Source organism: Candidatus Thiodictyon syntrophicum (assembly GCF_002813775.1).
GTDB lineage: Bacteria > Pseudomonadota > Gammaproteobacteria > Chromatiales > Chromatiaceae > Thiodictyon > Thiodictyon syntrophicum.
Map to the genome: position 1 here is coordinate 825,851 of NZ_CP020370.1, position 24,911 is coordinate 850,761.

The following is a 24,911-nucleotide window of genomic DNA, read 5'->3' on the forward strand; positions in this document are numbered from 1 at the left end:
AGTTTCGGGAAAACCCTAAGCTTCTACCAAAGCCCGGAATCGTTCGGGCGTCACGCGGCTTTTGCCTTGGTGTCGATGGTCGGCGCCGCGGCTGACCGCTGCGGTCTGGGACTAGGGAGCCCGAATGATGGTCAAGCAACGTACACTAAAGAACGTGATCCGCGCCACCGGCGTCGGCCTTCATACCGGCGACAAGGTGTACCTCACGCTGCGCCCGGCGGCCCCCGACACCGGCATCATCTTCCGGCGGGTGGACCTGGAGCAACCGGTCGAGATTCGCGCCTGCCCGCACAACGTGGGCGATACGCGGCTCTCCACCACCCTGGTCAACGGCGAGGTGCGGGTGTCCACGGTGGAACACCTGCTGTCGGCCTTCGCCGGTCTTGGGATCGACAACGCCTATGTGGACGTGAGCGCCCCGGAGGTGCCGATCATGGACGGCAGCGCCGGACCCTTCGTCTTCCTGATCCAGTCCGCCGGGGTCGAAGAGCAGAACCGCCCCAAACGCTTCATCCGTATCAAGCGCCCGGTCGAGGTGCGCGACGGCGACAAGTACGCCCGGTTCGAGCCCTACGACGGTTTCAGCGTGGAGTTCTCCATCGATTTCGACCACCCGGCCTTTCACGACCGGGCCAAGCGGGCCAGCATGGACTTCTCCACCTCCTCCTTCGTTAAAGAGGTCAGTCGCGCCCGCACCTTCGGCTTCCTGCGCGAGATCGAAGCCCTGCGGCAACAGGGCTTGGCCTTGGGCGGCAGCCTTGACAACGCCGTGGTGGTGGACGAATTCCGGGTGCTGAACGAGGAAGGCCTGCGCTATGAGGACGAGTTCGTCAAGCACAAGATCCTGGATGCGATCGGCGACCTCTACCTCCTGGGCCATACCCTGATCGGTGCCTTCAAGGGCCACAAGTCGGGGCATTCGCTCAACAACCAGCTGTTACGCGCCCTGGTCGCAGACCAGACGGCCTGGGAGGAGGCGGTGTTCGAGGACGCCACGCACGCGCCGATCAGTTACGCCCAGCCGCTCGCGCTTGCCTGATCGCACGCAGCGCCTAGTCGAGTGGCGCGCCGGGGCGCGCCCCCTGGTGTCGGGCCGCCAGGCGTCGGAAGACGTCGGCAAGCCCGGCATCGGCCATGTGCGCGGCCGCTGCCATCAGATGCTCGACCACGGCGGGGGTCAGTCTGGTCAGGTGTTGCGCCGTCTGACGCCGCGCGACGCGCTCGCGCGGGCGGGCCCGCACCTTGACCGCGGTAATCCCGGCTCCCGGGAGCCCCCGGGCCAGTTCCGGGGCCTGATAGCGCAGCCGCGTCGCCCAAGCCGCCGCGTCGACCGTCAACGTCAGAGTTCCGTCGGCGACACTGACCTGGATACAATGCGGCCGGGCGGCGGGGGCGAGCAGATCGCGAACCTGGGCAAGCAAATGATCCTCGCGGCGCTGCAGCGCCAGACACCGGGCCACCGCGGGACTGGCTGTCAGAAGATCCCGCACATGGGCGGCGCTGGTACGACCGGGCCTTTTTTTTGCCATGACTTGAGAGGTACCACTTTTGCCTGATTCACAAAAACTTGATCCAGATCAATTGCCGGACGCTCATGAGCGCTCGCCTCGACCAGGCGGCTGTAGTATAAACAACGCTCTTCTTCGTCCTATCCACCTACAGGGGTCAGCAATGTACCACCTCGACCGTAGAAAGACCGTTCTTGGACAAACCGCCGTCGCACTGTCGGCGGTCATGTTGTGTGCCGCCGCGGGCGGCGGGGCCGGATTCTGGCTGGGGCAGCAGACCAATGCAGCCCAGAGCGACGCCCCCCCCGCCAACCACCCCAGAACCGCGGGCCTCGCGCCCGCCACCGCCCAGCCGCCGGCGCCCCAGATCGATGCCATGGCGTCCAGCCTCGGCGAGATGCAGGCGGAACTCATGCGGCTCAATGCCCTGGGTGAGCGACTGGTGGATATGGGGGGACTCGACCGCCAGGAGTTCGATTTCCGCAACCCACCGCCGCAGGGTGGGCCCGAGGAGGCGGCGGCACGGGATTATACGATCAAGGAGATCGCGAGCGAGCTAGGAAGCGTGGTCAGCCTGCTCAAGGATCGCAAGCGTAAGCTGGAGATCCTCGAAGAGGCGATCAGCGGGAAGGACCTCACCGCCAAGTCCGTGCCCTCGGGCTGGCCGATCCGCACGGGATACATCACCTCCAACTATGGGATGCGCATCCATCCGATCCGCCACCGGGCCATGTTCCATCAGGGCGTCGACTTCGCCGCACCCCAGGGCAGCCCGGTGGTCGCGGTGGCCGACGGCGTCGTGACCTTCAGCGGACGGCGCAGCGGCTACGGCAACCTGATCGAAATCAGTCATGCCAACGGCTACGCCACCCGCTACGGACACAACTCCGTCAACGGGGTGTCAGAGGGGCAGCCGATCCGCAAGGGTCAGGTGATCGGGGCCGTCGGGGCGACGGGGACTGCCACCGGACCTCATGTGCACTTCGAGGTCCGACGCAACGGCGAGGCGCTCAATCCGATGCCGTTTGCCGGCGAGCAGGGCGGCAGCACACTGATGGCGGCCAATTTCGCCAATCTGCGCTGATCCCTGGTCGTAACCACCAACCGAAGGGGCCGGTCTTCCGTGGCGCAGACCGGCCCCTTTGTCATTGGCCTCAGGGTTTTAAACCGCGAGCCGCGAGTTGCGCCCGCAGTTGCGCTAGTTCTCGTTCGGCCTCCTGGAGCGTTTGCGTCTGCGCCTCGGCCCGCAACTCCGCCTCCCGCCATTCGGGGAGCACGAAGTCGGGCTTGCGGATCACGGTCCCGGTCGGCAGGTTGAAGCCTAGCAGAGGGCAGCCTTGGTGGTCCGGTCATCGACCGTGGATTGTCGAAATTGACTTCGCTCTGGTGCGGGTATATAAACCAAGAAACGGCTTAGATGTCCCGGTCGGGGGGTGATGGTGCAAGACCGTTGGCTTTCGCTCGACATCTTCGCGCTCCGTGACTCGGTGGTCGATGAGTACAAGCGCTTCGCGACCTCCTTCACCACCATCCAGGCACCGGACATCAAGTCCCAGGTCGAGGGCATCTACGCCAACGCGCGGTATTGGCCAGAGCCGCTCATCCAGATCAACCCCATCATCTCCGACGCCGGCCACGCGTACGCCACGCTGGCGCCCGCGGGGCAACGCACCATCACTGAGGACGGGCAGCAGTTCCTGCCGGGGCACCCCGACAAGCGCCTGTACCCAGTTCGCTTCTGTCGTGACTGCGGGCACGAGTACCACCCGGTCCGGCTCGCCGACGACGGCGCAGGCCAGGTTCTGCTGGCCCGCAGCATTGATGACGCCCCGCCCGCGGCGGATGAGGAGTTGCATTCGTTACCGCGCCCGCGAGCCGGTAGGCTCGGCCCATGGGATCGCCGAGTTGCACTCGGCGCCGCGATCTCGAGCCTCGTGCCGACCCGCAAGACTTGCGCGCGAGCCACATCAAGCCCTGGGCAGACTGCGACACTGATGCCGAACGGCTGGACGTTTTCAACGGCCTGCTGCTTGCTCCGCAGCTCGACGCGGCCTTCGACCGCGGCTTCGTGACCATCGACGACGCCGGCCGGGTCATCGTCTCGGGCTTGCTCGATCCCGCCTCGCGGCAGGTGCTGGGGCTCGACCGGCCCCTGTGGGTCCAGCGGCTCGTCGATCCGCATCGCGCGTTTCTGGCGTGGCACCGCGAACGCGTCTTTCGCGGTAGGACAACGGTGAGTGGCGAGTAGCGAGTAGCGAGTGGCACCTGGCGAGCAGCCACGCCCGACACACCGGCGCGGTGCTTCATGTCGGCGCTGCTGCGCCGGGTCGTTCCGACCCCGGCTATGCTCTTGGAGGGCCTTCGCACCCTACCGCGGCTGGATGCAGGACCCTCCGCAGGCCCGGGACAGACCAGGGTTTCCTGATTTCGTACCGATCAATCGGCGTTTTTCGCCGGTTGCCGGAAGGAACCCTTGGTCTGTCCCAGGTTTCATGCACGGGCGCGGGAGCAGGCCAACCGCGGGGCGGAGGGCCCTGGCGCGCGAGTCGCCGGCCGGCCCACCCCGCGGAACCGGATCAGGACCGCCGGATCAAAGCGAGCACGAACAGGAGCACGGTGGCACCGATGAGGGCGGCGCCCAGTGTTCCGTGCCAACCAGGGTACTGAGTGGCGAGGTTGAACTGGGCGAAAACCATGCCGCCGTAATAGGCGCCCAGGGCGCCGGTGGCGAGGTTGACGAGTTGGCCGAACGCACGGCGCCCCGTCAGGAGGGCGGCAAGCCATCCGAGCGCGGCGCCGGCCGCGAGATAGCTCAGGCTGATGAAATCCATGGGAGTCTCCGTTTGGTTTAGGGTGGATATCGAGCAAACCTCTGGGGGACGCACGGGCGGGTGTCCCAGGGGCTGCCACGGGTGCGCCAAGCTTAAGCACTGGCGCGTCGGCATTTTACCCCCAATGAGCGCTGTTTAAGAAACGCCGTGATGCCCCGGTGCGCAGCCGCGAGGGAGATCGGCCGTGCAATGGGTGGGTCAGGGCCTGTTCCGCAGGGCGCGATCGACGCGATCTCGACCTCTGACCCGGAGTCCGGGCTTTCCTGCCTGAACCGCAACCCCAGCACCCTGTCTGGAATCACTCGGGGCGACCAACGACTCTCAGGGGGTGAAGAATGCCTGACGCTCGGGCTCCCGGTGCAGGATGTAGTACTCGGGCACCCCCCCGGCGGCATACTCGGCCTTCTTGGTGACCGTGTCGCGCTCGCTGCCGCGGCGTTCCAGGCTATCACTGTCGGCACTGAAGGCCCACGCCGGGGAACCGCTCAAGGTTATCGGGCTGGAGGGCAAAGCCTCTGGAGGGGCGCAACGGGGACCTGGGTGCGGCGCTTCCAGTCGCGGTTGCGGCTTGACATCCCGGCAGTGACGCGGGAGCGTGGGAACGAGGGGCTGGCCGCCGGCTGAAGCCTCGACCTCCCGTCGGGGGCGGCGTGGCGGGTCAGGGCGGCGGGGTCAGACCAGGGGGCGGGTCGGCGTCGGGGAGGCGGTAGAGGGCGAGGCGGCCCATGGTCAGGGGGACGGAGGTGACCTGATCTCCACCAACACTCTAGACTGGGCCCCATCGGCTCAAGCGCACAGTCGAGGCTTGCGATGCTGAAGACGATCGAGGTAGAAAGCGACGATTGGAGAAGGGGGCAATCGACAGCAGGTCACTGGCGTTGTACCAGGCGTCCGGATGCGATGGTCGAGGTTGAATATCAGCTCCACCTCGAGCCGAACGGCGAGGTGCCATCGTGGCTGGCGAACTCGGTGGTCGTGGATGCTCCTTACCAGACCCTGCTGCGGCTTAGAGCCGAGATCATGAAGCCCGAAAATGCACCTGCCACCTATCAGTGGCTGAGGGAGAAACCGTGATATTCACATCAGAACCGGACGCTATCGTCAATAACCATGACCTTCAGAAAAAGGAACTGGCCGACAGCATCGGCAGAAATATCGTGCCGTTTTATGAACACTGGCTGGCGCGCTCACGGTTGCCGCCATTGGTGTTCAGTGTTTTGTTGGGGTTGATATTCCTGCTGATCCATTCTTTTCTGGCTTTCCAATATCAAATCAATATTTTCCGGGACTTCAGCTATCTGCTCGCCATCATGATGATGCTGTGCATGTTCCTTATTTTCCGGGCCACCGATAAATTAAAAGAGTTTGTCGTCGATCTTATCGATTTATCCGGACTCGGCGAGCGGGAGTATGCCGATATATTTGTGCTCAAATTGAGTGAGATCGCTGGATACAAGTTGCTTTTTTTCGGTGTCTGCGTCGGCTTGCTCAATGTTCTGATGGGCATTGCATTCGGCATCTGGTATCGCCACCCGGTGATGATAATTTCGCTGTGCCTGCAGTTTTTCATGATTGGATTGCTGTGCGGAATGGCCTTGCGCGGACTGCTGGTGGTGATCAAGCTGGTGTGGTCCCTGCAACATGACCGGCGCATCGATATAAATTACATGCATCCCGATGACTGCGGTGGTACGCTGATCGTCGGGAAGGTGTTGTTTGTTTTTTCCATGCACACCTTGATAATGGGTTTATTTATTGCGTTCTATATTTATGTCACACCTTGGGAATACCGCGCCACCAGCAGGATCGCCGCATGGTTCATGAATATATGGATGTTGACTCCTTTTGTCGCTTCGTTGATGGTGTTTGTGCTTCCCGTGCTGCGGTTGCATCAGTTGCTTGATCATTACAAACGTCGTGAACACCGCATCATCCGACTCAAGATGGAGGACATCTCTCGTCAGATCGCCCAAATCGATCCGGCGGCAAGTCAACGGATTTCTTTCCTGAATGCCATTCTTGAGCATCTGAAATTTCAGGATGACTATATCGCCCGCATGAATGCCTGGCCGTACAATTCAAGGTATAGCGTGTCCTATCTTATCGCATTCGCTTCGCCGTTGTTGGTAGCCATTATATCCAAGCATGTCTAGGTGCAACGGGTCCGGCAAGGTGACTGGCAGCTGATGAACATCTTTCGACCCCATTGCGCCGCGCGCGGCTTCCTGAAGGATAAGCCGGGGGCGCGTGTCGTGATTATCGGTTCGGGTATCAATGGCTTATGCCTTGGTGGGTTGCTGAGTCAAGCCGGTTACCGCGTTGATATTCTCGAAGCCAGCCCCACTGCCATCGGCGGCCATGCGCGCATCATCCAATCAGGTGGGTTGCGGTTCTCCGCCGGGCCTCAGTACCTGTGGTCCTTCGGCCCGCAGGATCATCCGTACCAGGTTCTTCGTCATCTTCTCCGCGGGTCGCCGGTTACCTTCAGGAAAATGGCCGCGGATGGCTTTGAAGAGATCATGATAGGCGGCGCGCCCGCCGTGTCCATCCCGATGGGATTCGAGCGCTTTCAATCACAGATGATCCGGCTTTTTCCGAATGAGGAGAAAGGGATAAGAACGCTTTTCAGATACCTGTATCATTTATTCGAGTCGGGCAAGGTCATCGATCGGCAAGGCGCTTACGGTGCCGGCATGTTCGCTATGAAGATGGCGGTCTTGCAGTCATCTTTGCCCCTCGCGACCAAGTACTATACCTATCGCTTCGCCGGCTGGTCGTTGGGGAGGATGTTGGATTACTGCCGACTGGGCGAACCGGCCAGGCGGCTCTTGTATGGCCATGCCGGTATCTTTTGTGAAGATGAACAGGATGTCTCCGTCGTGCTGTATGCTGTTGCCACCGGTTATTATCATTCCGGGGCCTATGTTCCGGAGCAGGGTTTCCATGCCTTGATGGCGGCGCTGATAAATGTAATCCAAGCCAATGGCGGCAGGATTCACACGGGTGCCCGTGCAACAAGGATTGCGGTAACTGACCAGCAGGTGCGGCAGGTGATCTGTCGGGACGGCAGGGAGTTTGCCGGTGCTTTGTTCATCAGCACCCTGTCGCCGCGCCTCACCGCACGCCTGACCGATGGGATGCAGGAGGTGGAATTTTCATATCAGCCGTCGAACTCGTTGCATTCGGCATTTGTCGTCGTCAGAGATATGCCTGAGATCCGGGAGAAGCTCTATGACCGCAATATCTGGTGGCAGGCCGGCGACGGGAAAATCAACTTTGCGCCGGACAGGCGCGGCGATGCGATCAAGTTCATGTATGTCGGCTCGAACATCCATGAGCTGACCTCGGCGCAGCAGGCACAGGGGTTAAGCGGCCTGATCCTCTTCAGTCCGGCGACTTTCAGTGAGGCGCAACAGGAGGCGGCGAAGGGCCCCACAAGTTACGATGCCTATAAATCGTCAGTAAAAAACCAGATGCTCGACGTATTGGAACATCATATCTTTCCCGGCATCAGCCGGAAGATAGAGGATTTCAATCTGTTGACCCCTTATGATCTTGCGGTTGACATTCACGCGGAAGCGGGCAGCGTCTATGGCCGTCGGTTGACCTATCAGAACCTGAAGCAGCCCTTTCCCCAGTTCGATCACATCACGAATCTCGCCGTGCTCTGCGCCACCACCACCCTGCCGGGCATTGCCGTCGGATTCAATAATGCGGCATTATTGTTTCGGAAGCTGACAGGTAAGGCGGTGATTGCCTGACAGGGCGCCGACAGGGGAGGTGATCGTGATCTCCACCAACACTTTAGACTGGTACGGCATGATGGAAGTGCCGGACCATTGGCGTAGGGTGCGCCGTGCGCACCTTGAGAGGCTGCGGTTGATCGCCGCGGCCAGGCTTTCGGTTGGCGCCATGGTGCGCACGGCGCACCCTACGGTCGCGGGGTCGGGGAGCGGGAGGGCAAAGCCTCTGGAGCGGCGATCCCGGTCGCCGTTGCGGCTTGACAGCATGGCAGTGACGTGGGAGCGCGGGAACGAGGGGCCAGGCCGCCGGCTGAAGCCTCGACCTCCGGTTGGGGGCGGCGCGGCGGGTCAGGGCGGCGGGGTCAGGCCGGGGGGCGGGTCGGCGTAGGGGAGGCGGTAGAGGGCGAGGCGGCCCATGGTCAGGGGACGGCGATCCAGCAGGCGGATTGGTCGGTGGTGCAGGTCAGGTCGAAGTCCCAGAGGGGACTGGCGTCGCGGTTTGCGGTCGGCAGTTGCAGCCGGAAGAGTGACTGGCCGGTGGTCAGGTCCCAGAGGCGCAGGGTCGTGTCGCCGCTCACGGTCGCGAGTGCCTGGCCGTTCGGGGTGTAGATGGCGCGGTAGACAGTGCTCTCATGGCCGGCCAGGGGCCTGGGTCCGGTCGGCCCGGCGCCGTCGGCGGGTGGGTCGAGGGGGTGGCGGGTGACGACCAACTGGCGTCCGACTGCGGCGGCCTCGCTGTCGTCCGGGCTCAGGGCGGCCCACAGCGGCCGGTCCGGGAGAGGTGACGTGATTTCCACCAACACGTTAGACTAGGCCCCATTGGCTCAAGCGCACAGTCGAGGCTTGCGATGCTGAAGACGATCGAGGTAGAAATTGACGATAGCGGGCGCGTTCATCCGGTTGAGCCGCTTGCATTCATCCTGCGCGGGCGCGCCTATCTGACCATGCTGCCCGACACGGACGCCAGACCCACTGCCACCACCGCCGCGCGGGCACTGGAACTACTCGCCTCACCGCGCTTCGCACAGCGCCCGTCGGCGCTGCCTGACGAAATACAGGGACGTATCGATACGCTGCGATGCGACTGGGATGACCGCTGATGAGGTTGGCTTACCTTGATTCCTGCATCGTCATTTATCTGATCGAAAAGGTCGATCCTTTCAGCGAGCAAACTCGGCGGTTCCTGGCGCGCAACGGCGATGCAGTGCTGTTCGTGTCGCCCCTAGTTCGCCTGGAAGTCATCGTCAAACCGCTACGTGATTCTGCCGCACAACTCGTTGCCGATTATGAGGACTTTCTGGCCGCGCAGAACTGGCTCGGGATTGACGACAGCATCTTCGACCGCGCCTGCCAACTGCGCGCCCGTCACGGCCTGAAAACCCCGGACGCCTTGCACCTGGCAACAGCGCTACATCACGGCTGCACCGAATTCTGGACCAACGACGATCGACTGAGGGTGGCTGCGGGCGGTATGTCAGTCGATGTGCTTTCCGGTTGAACTGGGCGGCACCGATGACTTCCCGTAGCCCGGATGAAGCCTAGCGGAATCCGGGTGCCGCCTCGCAGATACACGAGGTTTCAGCGGACGGCGAGCGGAAACGCAGGATTGCGCTTCGTTTCAGCCAAGCTACGACCTCAATCCTGCGGCGCGCAGACCAGTCCGGCCCCGACATCCGCGACATCGGTTCCGGGCTCCAGCCGCTCCCGCGCGGCCCGCCCCCGAAGCAGCGCCCCGATTGTCGCGATCCGAACCGCACCGGAGTGCCCCAGTTCCCGTTCGGCCCAGAGTGCCGCCAAGCCCGCAACATGGCTGCTCGCCATACTGGTGCCGCTCAGGCGCACAAGTCCGCCGCCCGCCCGGGCCGAGAGCACGCAGACCCCGGGGGCGCAAACCTGCGGGTGACAGTTGGAGAAGGGGGCAATCGACAGCCGGTCATGGGGCGGGCCAGCGGTGTCCAGTGCGCCTACGGAAACGAATCCATCTGCGGACGCCGGGGGCGAGACGGCAACGCGGTACTCCGGTCGCAGATCGCGCCGGCTCTCGTCACCGGCGGCGGTAATCAGCAGTGCGCATGGCCCCCGGCCGGTGCGGGACTGGGCCTGGACCTGGGCCGCGATGAGCGTGGCCAGCGCATCGAAGAGTTGCAGGGTATCGCGATAGTCCTTCAGTGCACGGGAGATCGCAAGTTCCACTGGCATGCCATCGTCGGTACCGCGTCGGACCAGTGCCGGGAAATCGAATCCGAGTGCGAGGCTAATGATGTGGGCGCCGGCGTCCGTCGCCCATTGGATGGCCCGCAGCAGGGTCCCGGTGTCGGCGGATGCGCTCTGGCCGATGACCTTGCCGATCAGCGCCAGGGAGACCCCGGGTGCCACGCCGATCCGCCGGCCGTCAACCGGGCGGCCCAAGATCGTGCCAGCCACATAGGTACCGTGGCCGTTGCGGTCGCCGTTCCCCTCGCCGGTAAAGTCCTGCTGGACCAGTTTCAGGCCCGGGTCTTGAAACGCCTCATGGCCGGAATCGATGCCCGTGTCGAGTACCGCGACGCGGATACCGCGTCCGGTATAAGGGCTCGACAGGGCGCCGATCGCGGCCAAGCCCCAGGTAGAACCCTCGGGGTCCTGCGGACCCGGACCGTCGCACGCCTGAACGACCGCCCGGATGAGCCGGATGGGAATGGGCGGGGCCATGGCCCGCACCTCCGGGTCCCGACTCAGGTCGCGGTAGTCCCGGCCGTTGAGCGTCTCGTGCTCAATGCGGTAGACGGAGGACGCGGGCGGATCGGCCCCGGGCCTCGCGGTTGACGCAGAGGCGTTGCCACTCCGGGTCGTCGAATAACTGGTCACGCCGGGCGGGGCGAAGCCCGCCATCAGACGGCGGAATTCGTCCTGGTCGTGAGCTTTGCGCCCATCCTCGAGAAAGCTCATGGCAAGATCGAAGTCGCCACCGTATCGGGCGGCCCAAAGGGCGGTGGGATGCGCTTGGTCGACCCAATCGAGCGCGATCCCCAAATCCGGCTCGATCCAGAGCGCCCCCTTTCCCTCTTTCCAGCGGCGAGCGGCGGACTCCAGGCGCCGGTACATCTCGGCTTTTTCAGCCTCGTCGATAATCCATGCCTGGAGCTTACGCCATTGGCGGATCAGTGCCTCGTGGGTGATGTCGAGCGGGTCGTCCGGACCCAGGTCCTGCTCCGGCGGCGGCATGAGGAGGCTGCGATCCGCGCGGCGGAAGGGGGCGGCGCAGGCGATCACCTGCTCCGGGGTGCTGCCGGTGAGGTCGGCGACCTCGCGGACCGGCACCGGGCGGCGGGTGTCGCGCTCGCCCTCGGTGCGCTCGGTCAGCGCACGGAACATCGCCTCGGCGATGGCCTGCTGACCGGGTTGCGTGAGTTCCGCCAGGGCCTCCTCGGCGTGGTCGTTCAGGGCGCGTTGCAGGCCGCCCAGGGCCTCGTACCCGGCCTCGTCCAGGAGTCGGGTGCCGTCCGGTGCCGGGGCCGTGCCGTCCCAGAGGCGCATCAGCAGGTGCTGCACCAGGGGTAACTGGTCCTGCTCGCCGCTCGCCTCGGCCAAGAGCCGGTGGACCAGGCCGGGGCTGAGGTCGCCGCCGAACTCGGGCAGCCGGGCGGGGAGCTGGACGGCGTCGGCGAGCTGCTCCGGGGTCAGGCGCGGGGTGAGGAAGAGCCCGGCGTTGATCGCCTCGGGCAGCCCCGGGAAGCGGGCGCAGTCGCCCAGGTACTCCGGGCGCAGGGTGATGACGATGAAGCAGTCCGGGTGGGCGGTGGCGCCCAGCAGCAGCGCGACGAAGGCGGCGGCGTCGGCGGGGTCGGCGCGGCGGTAGCGGAACAGCTCCTCGAACTGGTCGACCAGGATCAGCAGGCGTTCGCCGGGGGGCAGGGGGTGCAGGCCGAGCAGCCAGGGGAGGGCGCGGGGGCCGCGGCGCAGGGCTTGTTCCAGGGGCGCGATGGGGTCGGCGGCGGCGGGGGGCATCGCGGGCTGGAAGCCCGCGCTCCTTTGCAGGGCGGCGGCGAGGCGGCGGAAGGGGTGCTCGCCGGGGCGCAGTTCGGCGATGGACCAGCGGGTGCCGGGGGCGGGGCCTGCGGCGATCGACCGGGTGAGGACGCCGCTGTCGAGCGCCGGCAGGAGCCCGGCGCGGACCAGGGACGACTTGCCGGAGCCCGAGGTCCCGATCACGGCCAGGAAGCGGGTCTCGGCGAGCTTGTCCAGGAGCTGGTCGACCTGGTCGTCGCGGCCGAAGAACAGGTCCGACTCGTCGCGGCGGAAGGGGCGCAGGCCGGGGTAGGGGCGGCGCGGGGTGCGGTTCGCGGGGGCGCTCATGCTGGTGCACCCGCGTTGCGGTGCGCAGTGGCGGTTGGCCGTCCGGCCTTGAGTGTCGCAGCGGCGATCCCGCGATCGGCGCGGTCTTTGGTCCGCTGCGCGGACCGAGCGCCGCGGGGACACTGCGGCGCGGTGCTATCCCCGCTCATGACTCACCCCCGGTCAGGCGCGGAACGAAGGCCCGAACACAGGCATCGGTGCAGGCGCCGACGCCCGGGACCGGATGGACCCGCATCCCCGGGGGGCGGAAGCTGATCGGCTGGGGGCCGGCGTGACACAGGTCGAGGCTTAGGGCCGGGCTGCCCTTGGGCCGGCGGGCGCCGCACTGGAGATACTCGCGCAACTGCTCGTGGACCTGCTCCACCGGGCCGTCGCGAAACAGCATCAGCACGGCGGTACACAGGCGCAGGTTGTCGCGCAGGTCGCGGCGCAGCGCGGACGGCTTGAGCCCGGGGTCGCGGTCGGCCTGGGCCATGAGGGGGATCACGTAACCCAGGCCGTGGCGTTCGCTCAGGCAGGCGGCCAGGTCGCGCACCAGGTCCGCATCGGCACTGCCGCCGTTGACCAGGACCAGTAGGAGGCGAACCAGCCCGGCGAGAGGATCGGCAGCAGCAGGCGGGCGCCGGCGAGTTGGGCGCGGATGGTGGCGGCCAGGGGTTCACCGGCGCGCATCCGCTCATAGTCGATCCAATAGCGCTCGCCCTCGGCGGTGCGGTCCAGGGCGCGCCCCAGGTGTTTGGCCAGGCGGTCGAGGAAGGTGCTCACCCACCCGGCACGGTGCCCGGCCCCCGGCGACGGGTCGGCGAACGGCTGGTCGTCGACCCAGGCGTAGCTGACGAAGAAGTGGTGGCGGGGTTCGTCCATCGTGGGTGCCGGTCGTGGTGAGGGGGGTGATGATACCCCAGGCGTCGCCGGGTGCGAGCAGAACTGATGTGGTGACCGAGATCCCGGGTACGCTGTCGTTGTCGTTGTCGTTGTCGTAATCGAATAATCCGACAACGACAACGACAACGACAACGACAACGACAACGACGCGCGGTCCGTGAGACCGTCCGGTAGCTGTAGGGTACGCGATGCGTACCCTACGGCATGTGCGTTAACACATCAGTTCTCATCGCACCCCGCCTCGCCTGGGGGGAACCGTCCGCGCGGCGGACGCGACGCGTCGCCCGGGGGCGCCTGCAACAGTCGGCGTCGTTTTCCACACAAAAAGGTTCCCCCGCCCCAAGGCTGCGGAGACTAAGATCGCACGGGCTCGGCGCTTGCGCGGTGGACTTCGGCACCAGCGACGGTGCCGCGCGGCGGACCGACACCGGGGAACTCACCGCTTGGGATCTGAGGCTCGACGGCACCGGCAATGCCCGGGTCCGCAGCGGTGAGCGACCCTATTTTCCTGCAACACATGATTGAGAAGACAAGCTCATGCACAGTGCACCAGTTATGCGGCTCATCGCGTTGACCGCTTTCGGTATGGCTTCGGCGGCGCAGGCCAACCTGATGATCGATGTCTACGAGTATGGCACCCTGGGTCAAAGTCGCTGGGTCTTCAGCGGTTCGGCTCAGTATTCCGAAAACGTCGTGGGCGGGAAGTTTGCCGGCGGCGATGTGTCGTTAATCGAGGAATGGAAAGGCGCCGGGGCTGGTTCGGACTACGTCAAGACCGGCGCGTACAACAACTACACACCCTCGCTGATCAGCGGTTCAGTGACTCTCAGCGTCACCCCGTCCGGTGGCAATATCATCCAGGGTTTGATCGACGGCCTGCATATCGACCACGATACGACGACCCCTACCTCAGGGGATGACTTTGGGGTAAGCTTGGCGGCCGTCGACATTGCCTTGTCGGCTGACGCCCTCGTAAGTTGGTCAGGCGAAGCAATCTTCAACGTCGACATCAATAAACTCAACCGCGGTACCTTTTCGTTCCTGAACTATGGGGAGGACCCCAATGTTCCCGGCCGGATCTATGGATCGCTGCCGCTCACCCTTGAGGTCCCTGAACCGGGCACCGCGGTGCTCCTGATGCTCGGCGTGACTGGCTTGGTCCGTTTCGCCGTTCGCCGCGGGACCAATCCGAAATCGCTATTAGGAACGGTCCATTAACAAGTGAAACAAGTCCATTAGGGGATGCTTGTCGGGTCGTTGTCGTTGTCGTTGTCGTAATCGAATAATCCGACAACGACAACGACAACGACAACGACAACGACGCCCGGTCCGTGAGAACGTCCGGTAGCTGTCGCTGTTAGGGTACGCGATGCGTACCCTACGACATGTGCGTTAACACCTCAGTTCTGACCGCACCCCTGCAATTCAGTGCCCCGTCCGCCGCTGCCGCACGGCCTCGAAGAGACAGACCCCCGCCGCCACCGAGACGTTGAGGCTCTCCACGGTCCCGGCCATCGGCAGCCGCACCAGCAGGTCGCAGCGCTCGCGCGTCAGGCGCCGCAGGCCGGTGCCCTCGCTGCCCATCACGAGCCCGATCGGACCCTTGAGATCCGTGCCGTAGAGGTCGCCCGCGGCCTCCCCGGCGGTCCCGATCAGCCAGATGCCGCGTTCTTTGATCTGGTCCATGGTGCGGGCCAGGTTGGTCACCTGGAGATAGGGCACCGTCTGCGCCGCCCCGCTCGCTACCTTGCACACCACCGGGGTCAGACCGACCGCGTTGTCCTTGGGGGCGATCACGGCATGGACCCCGGCGGCGTCCGCGGTGCGCAGACAGGCCCCCAGGTTGTGCGGGTCCTGGACCTCATCCAGGAGCAGCAACAGGGGCGGTCCCGCGATCTGATCCAGGATTCCGTCCAGGTCCCCCGCCAGCCGGGGGGCGGCACTGCGCACCCAGGCGAGCGCGCCCTGGTGGTTGGTGCCCTGGGCCCCCTGATCCAGTGCCGCCCGGTCGGTCTGTTTGACCGGGATGCCGGCCGCGCGGGCGAGGTCGGCCAGCTCCGCCAGCCGCCGGTCGCGTCGGCCGCGCTCCAGCCACAGCTCGCCGACCCCCTCGGCGCCGAATTTGAGCGCGCTACGCACGCTGTGGATGCCGGCGACGGGTGCCAGGTCGTTCACGGTGAATGCTCCGGTAGGAGAAAAGCCTGATCATGGCCTAATCTTAGCCCTGTCGGCCCCCGACGGGTTGGCCGCGGGCTCAGATGGGGTGTTGCCGCCTTGCCCGGACACCCTTTTAGAGGTATCGGCAAGCGCAAGGGCAGGCAGGAGTCAGCATGTTCGGCATTCGCTTCATCAAGGTCGCACCGACCGATTTCGTCATCCAGTTCAGGCGCGGTGAGCGCGTCCGTGAGGGGGCGGGGCTCGCCTTCCTGTATTTTGCGCCGACGACCTCGCTGGTCCTGATCCCGATCGGCAGTATCGAGGTGCCCTTCATCTTCGAGGAGGTGACCGCGGATTTTCAGCAGGTCACGGTCCAGGGGCAGATCACCTACCGGGTGGCGGACCCGCAGCGGCTCGCGCAGTCGATGAACTTCGCCCTGACGCCGAACGGTCGGGACTACGCATCCGAGGACGCAAGGAAGCTGCCCCAGCGGCTGGTCAATCAGGTGCAGGTCCTGACGCGCGTCGCGCTGCAGGCCCTGCCGCTGCGCCAGGCGCTCGGCCGCTCGGACGCCCTGGTCGCGGCCCTGCATCAGGGGTTGCAGGGGGCGGAGGTCGTTGCCGCCCTGGGCGTCGAGGTGCTCGGACTCTCGATCCTGGCGATCCGACCCACGCCGGAGACGGCGCGCGCGCTCGAGGCGGAGGCGCGCGAGCAGGTCCTGCGCCAGGCCGACGAGGCGATCTACGCCCGGCGCAACGCGGCCGTGGAGCAGGAGCGCTCGATCAAGGAAAACGAGCTGAACACCGAGATCGCGGTCGAGAACAAGAAGCGCCAGATCAAGGAGGCGCAGATGGAGGCGGAGAAGTCCGTGGCGCAGAAACGCCGCGAGCTGCGCGAGGCGGAGATGGCGACCCAGATCGCCCTGGAGGAGCAAAAGAAAGACCTGATCGCCCTGTCCACGGTCAACGCCCGCCAGGAGGCGGAGACCCGCGCCTATGGGGTCGCGACCGTCATGCAGGCCCTGTCCCAGACCGATCCGCGCATCCTGGAGGTGCTGACCCAGGCCCGCATGGAGCCGAACCAACTGGTCGCACTGGCCTTCAAGGAGTTGGCGGAGGGGGCGCAGCGGATCGGTCAGCTCAACATCACCCCGGACCTGCTGCGCGAGCTGATGGCGGGCAATCCGGCTGACTGATGCGGCGCTCATGATCGACCGGCTGACCGAAAACAAGATCGTCCTGATCACGCGGCGCACGCGGCTCGCGGAGCTGATCGTGCGCTTCAATACGCTCGACCAGGCGCGTTTCTATGTGGAGCACCTGGGCGCGGACTTCGCCGAATACCAGGCGGAGGACCAGTGCTATCAGGCGGCGGTGCAGGATACGCAGCACCGTCTGGAGCGGCTCGGGCGGGTGCAGGCACTGGAGCGCGCCTATGTCCCGAACTTCCTGTTCGGCGCCCGGGATACGGTCGTGGTGCTGGGGCAGGACGGGCTGGTGGCGAACGTACTCAAATATCTCGACGGACAGGTGCTGATCGGGGTCAATCCGGACCCGGCCAGGATCGAGGGGGTCCTGGTGCCCTTCCGACCCGCGGACCTGGACGCCGTGGTGCCCGCGGTGTTCGCCGACCGGCGCCCGATCCGCCGCGTCACGATGGCCGAGGCCAGACTGAACACCGGCGAGACCCTGTACGGTGTCAACGACCTCTTCATCGGTCCGCGCAGCCATACCTCGGCGCGCTATCGGCTCGGCATCGGCGACCGCGCGGAGGACCAGTCGTCGAGCGGCATCATCGTCTCCACCGGCCTGGGCGCCACGGGTTGGCTGCGTAGTATCATCTGCGGGGCGGGGGGCATCGCGGGTGCCCTGTCCGGGCACCCGCTCAAGCTCGCGTCACCCCGCTCATTCCAGTGGGACGCGGACTATCTGTATTTCTCGGTCCGGGAGCCCTGGCCGAGCCGGACCTCGGCGGCCGAGATCGCCTTCGGCAAGATCACGGCCGCCACCCCGCTGATCCTCGAGTCCCGGATGCCGGAGGGCGGGGTCATCTTCAGCGACGGGATCGAGTCCGACTTCGTGCGCTTCAACGCGGGTGCCTGTGCGACCATTAGGGTCGCCGCCAGGCAGGGGCGGCTGGTGACGTGAAGCCGGAACAGGCCCTTCGCACGCCAGAGCATTAAGCGCAAGAACCTTTTTCAGGGCGGCAGGCGTGTCCGGCGAGTCGCCGGGCGGCACGACATCCCTATCGCTTTGGCGCCCCGCCCAACACCCAACACCGGAGGACCCGCGGTGCCGAAAAAACCGTCCAAGACCACCCAGGCCAGGGGCCAGCAGCCCGAACCGGCACAACTCAAGGGCGTGGAGCGCCTGATCAAGGCCCGCGATTTCGCCTCGGCCAGCGCCCGGGCGCGCGCCCTGGTGCAGCGCTTCCCCGATCACTGCGGCGCCAACCGAATGCTGGTGGATGCCCTGTATCAGGCCGGCGGCCGGGGCGCGGCCACCCTGGCCGCCCACCAGTGGGCGCAGCGCCGGCCCAACAGCCGGGAGGCCCAGGAGGTGCTCTTCCAGCTCGCCATGGAGCGCGACTATGCCCTGCTGGCATCCCGCGCCCTTGAACGCTTGACTGACCTGGGCGCCGCGACGGAACGCTTCCATGCCGAGCCTGCGGCCTTGGCCGAAGTGCTGCAACAGCCCGACGGCTCCCAGGCGACCCTGGCGGACATGGAGCGTTTCGAGATCGGCAAGCTGCACCTGGAGGCCCAGGACTACGCCGGCGCCGCGCGTGAATTGGCCGGCGTCGCCGTGACCCCCGCACGCAACAACCGGGTGCTCGCACTCTTCCATCTGGGGCGCAGCGCGGAGGCGCTGAGCGCCGCGCTCGACGCCTGGCAACTGGACCCGGGCAACCTCTTCGCCCTGGGTTGGGCCCTGCAACTGCGCCTGTATCGGGGCGATGAGGGCGGCGCCCGGGGGCTCGCCGTCCCCCTGGCCCAGGCGTCGGCACGGCGCATCGAGGATGCCCAGGCCCAACTCGGCGCCCTGCTCCTGATCTGGGAGGACCAGGCCGCCTGGGATGCCTTCGAGCGCACCAACCAGGCCACTTGGATCGGTGAGGCGACGGGCACCCCGGAGGCCATGCGCCTCCTGTTCGGCGGAGGCGCCGCCAGCCGCCTTGGTCGCGGCGACCAGGCCCGGACCCTGTGGAAGCGCGCCCTGGACCGGCACCCGGGGCTCGCCTGCGCCGAGGAGAACCTTGCCGCCCTGAAACGCGATGGCGTGCCGCCCGCCTACCCGGCCCTGTTCGACCTGGGCCAGGTGATCCCCATCGGCGTGTTGGACAGGTTGCGCCAGGGCGGCGCCACGGGCCTCGACGCCCGGATCGACCAGTGGGGCATCAACGACGCCTATCTGGAGGCCATCTATCTGACCGGCGACGCGACCGTGCGCACCACCGTGACCTATCTGCTGCAACGCCGACTCGATCACGCGGCCCCGGCCGCCGCGGGGCCGAGCACCCGGCGGGCGGCGACCATCCTGCGCGACCTGGCCCGGCTGCCCATCGGCACCAGTCAGGAGCGTCTTGGCTTCCTCGACGCCCTGCGGAAACGCAAGTTGATCGCCGCGGGCGAGGCCGTCAAGTTCTGGGACGGTACGGCATTGCAGGAGGCCCAGTTGATCTCGACCGAGATTACCCGGGAGCCCGTGCCGAGTGACCTTACCCCGGACCTCATGAGGCTGCATGGTGAGGCAGTGAACCATCTGCGGGCCGGTCGGCTCGAGGCGGCCGAGACCGCCATCAACACCATCCTGGCGCGCGCCCCGGACCAGCAGAGCGTCCTTGGCAACCTGGCGGCGCTGCGTGCCCGTCAGGGCCGGGGTGACGAGTGCCGGGACATCCTGCGCCGCGTGGTCGAGATCCACCCGGACTATCTGTTTGCCCGCTGCAACCTGGCCGGTCTGCTGATCGAAGAGGGCGACCTGGACGCGGCCAAGGCGCTGCTGGAGGGCCTCGCCGAACGGCCGCGGATGCACATCCAGGAGGCGTTTGCACTCTATGGCGTCATGGCCATGTTGAGCCGTGCCCAAGGTAATGATGCGGCCGCCGCCGGCCTCATCGCCAGCCTGGAGCAGATGGTGGAAGACGAGGACGACGAACAACTGCTGGCCATGGCCAAGGAGCGCGTGGCGCGGGCGACCAAGGGCGGGCGGCTCAAGGCGGCCCTCGGGTCCTTGGTCAGGGGTGCGGTGGGGGCGGGGCGGCCGAAGGGGGGGTAGCCTGATTGAAAATGTCGATGCAGCTTGCCCCCGCTCACTGTTAACCCGGAGGACCCGCGGTGCCGAAGAAACCGTCCAAGACCGACCAGGCCAAGGGCCGGCAGCCCGAGTCGGCCCAGCTCAAGGCCGTCGAGCGCCTGCTCGAGGCCAGGGATTTCACGCGGGCCGTTATGCGGGCGCGCGCCCTGGTGCAGCGCTTCCCCGATCACGGCGCCGCCAACCGGATGCTGGTGGAGGCCCTCGATCAGGCCGGGAGCGCGGGGGCGGCGACCCTGGCGGCCTACCAGTGGGCGCACCGTCGGCCCAACAGCCAGGCGGCCCAGGAGGCACTGGTCCAATTCGCCGGCGAGGGCGGATATCCCCTACTGGTAGTCCGGGCCGCCGACCGCTTGGCCGACCTGGGCGCCATCGCAGAACCTATCCCTGCCGACCCCGCAGTCTTGGACGGGCTGATGCAACAACCCGACGGCTCGCACGCGACCCGCGAGGATTTGGAGCGTGTTGAAATCGGGCAGATCTACATGGCTGTCGACGACTTCGCCGCGGCCGTGCGTGAACTGGACGGCGTCGCCACCACCCCCGCCCGTAACAACCGGGCGCTCGCCCTCTTCCATTCGGGGCGCAGCGAAGAGGCACTCGCCGCCACCCTCGACGCCTGGCAACAGGACCCGGGCAACCTCTGCGCCCTCGGTTTGGCCCTGCAACTGCGGTTCTATCGCGGTGATGAGACCGGCGCCCGGGCACTCGCGGTCCCCTTGGCCCAGGCCCAGGCCCGGCGCGCCGAGGATGCCCAGGCCCAGCTCGGCGCCCTGCTCCTGATCCGGGAGGATCAGGCCGCCTGGGACGCCTTCGAGCGCAGCAACCAGGCCGACTGGAGCGATGCGGCGACCGGCGTCCCGGAGGCCATGCGGCTCCTGTTCGGCGCCGGCGCCGCCAGCCGGTTGGGGCGCGGCGACCAGGCCCGGGACCTGTGGCAGCGCGCCCTGGCCCAGCACCCGGGGCTCGCGTCCGCCCGTGAGAACCTTGCCATCCTAGAGCGCGATGGCGTACCGCCGCTCTTCCCGGCCTTGTTCGCGCTGGGCCGGGCCTTCCCCATGGGCGTTATGGGCCGGATTCACGAGACCGGTGCCGCGGCCCTCGAGTCCCGAATCAACCGGCTGGGCATGAGCGATCACTATCTGGAGGCGCTCTACCTGACCGGCGACCTGACGGTAAGGGGACTCGCCGCATATCTTCTGCAACGGCGGCTGGGTCACGCGGTCCGGGCCCCGGCGGGACCGACCACTAGGCCAGCGGCCACCATCCTGCGCGACCTGGCGCGGCTGCCCATCGGCACCATCCAGGAACGCCTCGGGTTCATCAACGCCCTGCGGCAACGCAAGCTGCTCGCAGCCAACGAGGCCGTCGAATGCTGGGACGGCACCGGGCTGCAGGAGGTCACGGTGTTCTCGACCGCGATCCATCGGGAGACGGTGTCGACCGGCCTTCCGACCAAGCTCCAGACCCGGCTCGAGGAATCCATGCTCCAGATGCGGGCGCACCTGTTCGAGGCGGCCGAGGCCAACCTCAACGCCATCCTGGCGCGCGTCCCTGACCACCCGACCGCCTTAGGCAACCTCGCGGCGCTGCGCGGCCAGCAGGGCCGGACCCGGGAGTGCCGTGACCTGCTGCGGCGGGTCATCGCCGCCCACCCGGACTATCTGTTCGCCCGCTGCAACCTGGCCAGTATCCTGATCCCAGCCGGCGAACTGGATGAGGCCCAGGGTTTGCTGGACGGGCTGGCCCAACGGCCGCGGCTGCACCTCCAGGAGGTCTTCGAACTCTATGGTGTCCTGGCGATGCTCAGCCGCGCCCGGGGGGATGAGCGGGCCGCCGCCACCCTCATCGCCAGCCTGGAGCAGTTGGCGGAGCAACCGGGCGACGAGCGGTGGCTGGCCTTGGCCAAGGTCCGTGTGGAGCGGGCTTTACCGCAAGGGCGTATCAACTCAACCGTGAGTGCCTCGACCAAGGGTTCAGCGGGGGCGGGTCGGCCGAAGCGGCGGTAGCCAGTCACCGGGCGGCGGCTTGAGCCGAGGATGGAGGAACCCTGGCGTCGCCGCCGTTCGCCGCTTTCGGCGCGACACTTGATCTTGTTAGCGGAATGTGCGAATTTTCGAGTGACGGTGAAGGAATCCAGCGAGAACGGGATTGGGATGGTAAGCTGTTACCAACCCGATCCAGGCATCTCAGCGGGTCATAAAGTGACGTTGAGTTTGATCTGTATCTCGCCCGTTGTTGTCACGGTTAGGTGCTTCGGCGCTCCGGGCATCTTGGATTTTTACTTTGAATGATTGGGAGCGTTCGTGTCGATCGGAGAGGGGCGTTTACTTCAGTCGCACGGGCTCACTAGCCAAGTCTATGTACCGATCCTGAGAGCAATCTTCCAGGAGAAATACAGTGAAGGCTGCATTGCGATCGACTTCAGTCTCGACGATGTGCGAAGGGCCGCAGAGAAACTTGGGATCACTGCGCGAAACCCAGCCGATGTCGTCTACAGGATGCGCTCACGGACGGTCCTCCCAGCAGAGATCATTGCGTTGGGTTTCTACATCCTTCGTCAGGTTGGGCGTGGAAAATATCGTCTTGAGAAAGCAGTGAGCACGGTCATCGATCTTCCTGACACCAAACCGATTGAGGCGCTTGATCTCACGCCGATACCAGTCCGTCGACTGTTGCCCGAAGACTTGGCGGATGTCGATGAACAGGCACTCCTCACTGTCGCAAGCTATTGCAAGCTCTTCGATCACTTCACGGGACTGCGTATATACAGGCTGCGTTCGCACGTCCGAAAGAGTGTCGTCGGCATAGGCCAGGCAGAACTGGATGAGTTGGACGTGGGCGTGGCGTTTCGCGATGACGAAATACCCGTGGTCGTACCCATTGAGGCGAAGGCCGTGGCGGATCCCGTGAACCGCGTGCAAATATCAGCAATGGTCGCCTTTAGTGGGGATTACTTCCCGGATCACGAAGTCAGACCACTTGCTCTCAAAGTCGATGAACGTGGTCTCATGCATATACTCGAGTTCAATGCTACGACTGAACCGAGCGACCTGATAGTGGTCCGATCAGCCTGCTATCGCTTGGTACTGTCTGAGAAGCAAAGAGAATTCATTCGTCACACACGTCCGGTGGTTCTTTGATGGGTCGCCCCACTGCTATCGAGCTTTTCAGTGGCTGCGGAGGCATGAGCGCCGGGCTTCTCGACGCTGGTTATGACGTTCGTCTCGGCGTCGACCATGACCGGCCTAGTGTTGATGTATTCGAGTATAATCATGCTTATCGCGGCAGTCACTCATTACTCGCTGACGTGGCCGCACTCAGCGGTCATGACTTGCTTTCAAGCGCCGGCATTGCATCCGTGGATCTTCTTGTCGGCGGCCCCCCATGCCAGCCATTTAGTATTGTCGGAAAGCGGCTTGGTCTCGCCGATCCGCGAGCACAGCTCATACAGGAGTATCTTCGCCTGATTTGCCAGACCAACCCGCGGGCCGTGATTTTTGAGAACGTGCCTTCATTAATCAGCGCTCATGATGGTGCGGTTATCGACGACATCGAAGCTCAACTCACCAGCATGGGTTACCGAGTTAAGTACGGAATTCTCAACGCAGCCGATTACGGAGTGCCGCAGAACCGGAAAAGACTGATCCTGGTCGCTATCAAGGGACGCTCGCGGTTCCCGTTCCCACCCGGTCCCACGCACGCAGCTATTCCTGATTTATTTCATGTTCCCTACGTTACATGCCGCGACGCCCTAAGCGATCTGCCCGATGTCGAGGAGCCAGCGGCAGCAGCCATTCCTAATCACGTTCGCACGGAGCACACGCCACGGATGACCGAAGCCTTCGCGCGCCTTGCGCCAGGAAAAAGGGATCCCGGTTCCTATCATGACAGACTACATCCTGACAGACCGGGGTACACGCTTCGCGCGGGAAGTGGTAACTTCTCGCCGCTTCGACCGGTCCACTATCTCTACAACCGTGTTATATCGGTGCGGGAGAGTGCTCGCTTACAGGGCTTCTCTGATTCGTTTATTTGGCCCGATTCAATATCCCGCTTGCAGCAATACCGCCAGGTGGGAAATGCGGTGCCGCCACCGCTGGCTCGCGTTGTAGGTGCATTTATCGCTTACTTGCAGGGTTGGGCGTTGGATCCCGACGCGTCCCTTGGCAACCCCAATGACCGGCCGAACGGGCTGCTTCTCACTCCCGAAGAATTACGGGATCGCCGTATGCGGTACCATCGCGGAGGCGCAAGCTTTGGGAAACGCAAGGCCGAGGTATGAACGAGAACTCTTTGCGAGAAGGATGATCGTCGGAAGCCGCGGCTGGAGCAGCAAGGTGGTCATACAGATGAAACGCAGGGTGCCGTCGGAGAAGTCGCCGGCATCGAAGGTGTCGTCGCAGTCGCGGTGCCGCCAGCGCAACCGGATCTGCCGGGGGTTGTGCGGCTCTGGTTCGAGAACGAAGTCGAGAAAGAACGGCGCCACCCGTTGAATGGTTCTGACAATCAAGGCGTAGGCCGGGGTGTCGCGCAGGGCGCGCAGAAAGGCAGCTAAGTTGTCCGCCTGGGGAAGGAGGGCCGCTGTCTCGTCGATGCGGCCGGGCTGCTTGACTCTTGCGGATTCGCTCGTGTCATGGAAGTGGTAGACCTTCCAATCCCGCAGGTAGCCGACGACATGGCCGCTCGCATCTTTGCTGTGCGGCTGGTCGGGTAGTGCCGATTCTCTGGCGCCGGGAGTTCCCAAGTGATAATTCTTGGTGCCTCCCGAATAGCCGATGGAGTAGCCGAAGAATTTGCATACTTCCTCTTTGAATAGCAGCCCTCCGGCCGCGTCCGGAGCCAATGTGACACTGTAGGCGTTCGGCGTAAAGTGCAGGTCGATCGTCAGTGCACTGGTTCGCTTGCGTCCAAGAAAGAGCAGCTTGTCCGCACCAAGCTGCTGGGCGACATGAAATTGCAGATTCTTGTTCAGTAGTTGGTTGACGAACCTGAACAGCCCGATGAAGTTCGACTTACCGGCGCCGTTGGCGCCGAGGAGGATGTTCAAGGGCTTCAGGCGCAAGTCGAGTCGCTCGATCGACTTGTAGCCTTCGACCTTTATTCGGTCCAGCTTTCCGAGATCGCCCATGGTCAAT

The 24,911-nt window shown here is 65.1% G+C and carries 27 protein-coding genes; 17 read left to right on the plus strand and 10 right to left on the minus strand.

Annotation, left to right across the window (positions count from 1 at the left end; genetic code table 11):
* Positions 1-127: 127 nt before the first annotated feature.
* The gene (gene lpxC, locus THSYN_RS03590) at positions 128-1,039 is read left to right on the plus strand and encodes a UDP-3-O-acyl-N-acetylglucosamine deacetylase (protein ID WP_100922285.1); all 912 of its coding nucleotides are present in this window, start codon (positions 128-130) and stop codon (positions 1,037-1,039) included.
* A 13-nt stretch (positions 1,040-1,052) separates the two neighbouring features.
* Here the strand turns inward: lpxC and THSYN_RS03595 are convergent, their stop codons facing one another.
* Positions 1,053-1,529: a DciA family protein gene (locus THSYN_RS03595; protein WP_100917934.1), complete on the minus strand. Its 477-nt coding sequence runs from the start codon at positions 1,527-1,529 to the stop codon at positions 1,053-1,055.
* Positions 1,530-1,671: 142 nt separating this feature from the next.
* Between THSYN_RS03595 and THSYN_RS03600 the strand changes: the two genes are divergently transcribed.
* Positions 1,672-2,592, plus strand: a complete 921-nt coding sequence (locus THSYN_RS03600) for a M23 family metallopeptidase (protein WP_100917935.1) — start codon at positions 1,672-1,674, stop codon at positions 2,590-2,592.
* Between the two features lie 70 nt (positions 2,593-2,662).
* Here THSYN_RS03600 and THSYN_RS35160 read toward each other — a convergent pair whose 3' ends face one another.
* Positions 2,663-2,806, minus strand: coding sequence for a hypothetical protein (locus THSYN_RS35160; RefSeq protein ID WP_216644670.1), 144 nt, complete (start codon positions 2,804-2,806; stop codon positions 2,663-2,665).
* A gap of 138 nt (positions 2,807-2,944) precedes the next feature.
* On the opposite strand from THSYN_RS35160, the gene THSYN_RS35630 reads away from it, so the two are divergent.
* Both THSYN_RS35630 and THSYN_RS37170 read left to right on the plus strand, forming a co-directional pair.
* Positions 2,945-3,580 (plus strand): hypothetical protein, encoded by a 636-nt coding sequence (locus THSYN_RS35630; RefSeq protein ID WP_236848787.1) that lies wholly within the window; start codon positions 2,945-2,947, stop codon positions 3,578-3,580.
* Positions 3,475-3,756 (plus strand): HNH endonuclease, encoded by a 282-nt coding sequence (locus THSYN_RS37170; RefSeq protein ID WP_418219928.1) that lies wholly within the window; start codon positions 3,475-3,477, stop codon positions 3,754-3,756. The genes THSYN_RS35630 and THSYN_RS37170 overlap by 106 nt, the downstream gene beginning before the upstream one ends.
* A 328-nt stretch (positions 3,757-4,084) precedes the next feature.
* Here the strand turns inward: THSYN_RS37170 and THSYN_RS03610 are convergent, their stop codons facing one another.
* Positions 4,085-4,339 (minus strand): GlsB/YeaQ/YmgE family stress response membrane protein, encoded by a 255-nt coding sequence (locus tag THSYN_RS03610; RefSeq protein WP_100917937.1) that lies wholly within the window; start codon positions 4,337-4,339, stop codon positions 4,085-4,087.
* Positions 4,340-4,660: 321 nt separating this feature from the next.
* Positions 4,661-4,828 (minus strand): PDDEXK family nuclease, encoded by a 168-nt coding sequence (locus tag THSYN_RS34725; RefSeq protein ID WP_172965200.1) that lies wholly within the window; start codon positions 4,826-4,828, stop codon positions 4,661-4,663.
* A 321-nt stretch (positions 4,829-5,149) separates the two neighbouring features.
* Here THSYN_RS34725 and THSYN_RS33395 point away from each other — a divergent pair, with 321 nt between their 5' ends.
* From THSYN_RS33395 to THSYN_RS03620, 3 genes are read left to right on the plus strand one after another with little or no spacing between them, the layout of a single operon-like run.
* A complete protein-coding gene (locus THSYN_RS33395) occupies positions 5,150-5,413 on the plus strand; it encodes an SRPBCC family protein (protein WP_157817434.1) in 264 nt (87 codons plus the stop codon).
* Positions 5,410-6,492, plus strand: a complete 1,083-nt coding sequence (locus THSYN_RS03615) for a hypothetical protein (protein WP_100917938.1) — start codon at positions 5,410-5,412, stop codon at positions 6,490-6,492. Before THSYN_RS33395 ends, THSYN_RS03615 begins: the two co-directional genes overlap by 4 nt.
* 33 nt (positions 6,493-6,525) lie before the next feature.
* A complete protein-coding gene (locus THSYN_RS03620) occupies positions 6,526-8,100 on the plus strand; it encodes a phytoene desaturase family protein (protein WP_100917939.1) in 1,575 nt (524 codons plus the stop codon).
* Positions 8,101-8,501: 401 nt separating this feature from the next.
* Here the strand turns inward: THSYN_RS03620 and THSYN_RS03630 are convergent, their stop codons facing one another.
* Positions 8,502-8,879 carry a WD40 repeat domain-containing protein gene (locus THSYN_RS03630; RefSeq protein ID WP_157817435.1) on the minus strand — a complete coding sequence of 126 codons (378 nt, stop codon included), beginning with the start codon at positions 8,877-8,879 and terminating at the stop codon, positions 8,502-8,504.
* Positions 8,880-8,930: 51 nt separating this feature from the next.
* On the opposite strand from THSYN_RS03630, the gene THSYN_RS03635 reads away from it, so the two are divergent.
* Positions 8,931-9,182 carry a hypothetical protein gene (locus THSYN_RS03635; protein ID WP_100917942.1) on the plus strand — a complete coding sequence of 84 codons (252 nt, stop codon included), beginning with the start codon at positions 8,931-8,933 and terminating at the stop codon, positions 9,180-9,182.
* The gene (locus tag THSYN_RS03640; protein ID WP_216644671.1) at positions 9,182-9,580 is read left to right on the plus strand and encodes a type II toxin-antitoxin system VapC family toxin; all 399 of its coding nucleotides are present in this window, start codon (positions 9,182-9,184) and stop codon (positions 9,578-9,580) included. Before THSYN_RS03635 ends, THSYN_RS03640 begins: the two co-directional genes overlap by 1 nt.
* Positions 9,581-9,717: 137 nt before the next feature.
* Here the strand turns inward: THSYN_RS03640 and THSYN_RS03645 are convergent, their stop codons facing one another.
* The 3 genes from THSYN_RS03645 to THSYN_RS03655 form a co-directional block, all read right to left on the minus strand.
* Positions 9,718-12,417 carry an nSTAND1 domain-containing NTPase gene (locus THSYN_RS03645; protein ID WP_100917944.1) on the minus strand — a complete coding sequence of 900 codons (2,700 nt, stop codon included), beginning with the start codon at positions 12,415-12,417 and terminating at the stop codon, positions 9,718-9,720.
* Between the two features lie 145 nt (positions 12,418-12,562).
* On the minus strand, positions 12,563-12,952 hold the full coding sequence (locus THSYN_RS03650) for a hypothetical protein (RefSeq protein WP_100917945.1): 390 nt from the start codon (positions 12,950-12,952) through the stop codon (positions 12,563-12,565).
* A complete protein-coding gene (locus THSYN_RS03655; protein WP_100917946.1) occupies positions 12,928-13,281 on the minus strand; it encodes a toll/interleukin-1 receptor domain-containing protein in 354 nt (117 codons plus the stop codon). The genes THSYN_RS03650 and THSYN_RS03655 overlap by 25 nt, the downstream gene beginning before the upstream one ends.
* 405 nt (positions 13,282-13,686) lie before the next feature.
* Here THSYN_RS03655 and THSYN_RS33400 point away from each other — a divergent pair, with 405 nt between their 5' ends.
* Both THSYN_RS33400 and THSYN_RS03660 read left to right on the plus strand, forming a co-directional pair.
* The gene (locus tag THSYN_RS33400; RefSeq protein WP_157817436.1) at positions 13,687-13,827 is read left to right on the plus strand and encodes a hypothetical protein; all 141 of its coding nucleotides are present in this window, start codon (positions 13,687-13,689) and stop codon (positions 13,825-13,827) included.
* A 12-nt stretch (positions 13,828-13,839) separates the two neighbouring features.
* Complete coding sequence (locus THSYN_RS03660; protein ID WP_157817437.1) at positions 13,840-14,520, plus strand: PEP-CTERM sorting domain-containing protein; 681 nt, start codon at positions 13,840-13,842, stop codon at positions 14,518-14,520.
* Between the two features lie 207 nt (positions 14,521-14,727).
* Here THSYN_RS03660 and rlmB read toward each other — a convergent pair whose 3' ends face one another.
* A complete protein-coding gene (gene rlmB, locus THSYN_RS03665) occupies positions 14,728-15,477 on the minus strand; it encodes a 23S rRNA (guanosine(2251)-2'-O)-methyltransferase RlmB (RefSeq protein WP_100917948.1) in 750 nt (249 codons plus the stop codon).
* Between the two features lie 155 nt (positions 15,478-15,632).
* On the opposite strand from rlmB, the gene THSYN_RS03670 reads away from it, so the two are divergent.
* From THSYN_RS03670 to THSYN_RS03695, 6 genes are all read left to right on the plus strand, one after another.
* A complete protein-coding gene (locus tag THSYN_RS03670) occupies positions 15,633-16,655 on the plus strand; it encodes an SPFH domain-containing protein (RefSeq protein ID WP_100917949.1) in 1,023 nt (340 codons plus the stop codon).
* Between the two features lie 10 nt (positions 16,656-16,665).
* Positions 16,666-17,607: a diacylglycerol kinase catalytic domain-containing protein gene (locus THSYN_RS03675; RefSeq protein ID WP_100917950.1), complete on the plus strand. Its 942-nt coding sequence runs from the start codon at positions 16,666-16,668 to the stop codon at positions 17,605-17,607.
* Between the two features lie 144 nt (positions 17,608-17,751).
* Complete coding sequence (locus tag THSYN_RS03680; protein ID WP_216644672.1) at positions 17,752-19,737, plus strand: tetratricopeptide repeat protein; 1,986 nt, start codon at positions 17,752-17,754, stop codon at positions 19,735-19,737.
* 59 nt (positions 19,738-19,796) lie between these two features.
* Entirely contained in the window at positions 19,797-21,782 is a 1,986-nt protein-coding gene (locus THSYN_RS03685) for a tetratricopeptide repeat protein (protein ID WP_216644673.1), read from the plus strand.
* Positions 21,783-22,079: 297 nt separating this feature from the next.
* On the plus strand, positions 22,080-22,916 hold the full coding sequence (locus THSYN_RS03690) for a hypothetical protein (RefSeq protein WP_157817438.1): 837 nt from the start codon (positions 22,080-22,082) through the stop codon (positions 22,914-22,916).
* Positions 22,916-24,058, plus strand: coding sequence for a DNA cytosine methyltransferase (locus tag THSYN_RS03695; protein ID WP_100917952.1), 1,143 nt, complete (start codon positions 22,916-22,918; stop codon positions 24,056-24,058). Before THSYN_RS03690 ends, THSYN_RS03695 begins: the two co-directional genes overlap by 1 nt.
* Here THSYN_RS03695 and THSYN_RS03700 read toward each other — a convergent pair.
* Positions 23,990-24,904 (minus strand): AAA family ATPase, encoded by a 915-nt coding sequence (locus THSYN_RS03700; protein ID WP_100917953.1) that lies wholly within the window; start codon positions 24,902-24,904, stop codon positions 23,990-23,992. The two genes, THSYN_RS03695 and THSYN_RS03700, sit on opposite strands and share 69 nt — an antisense overlap.
* Positions 24,905-24,911: the final 7 nt, after the last annotated feature.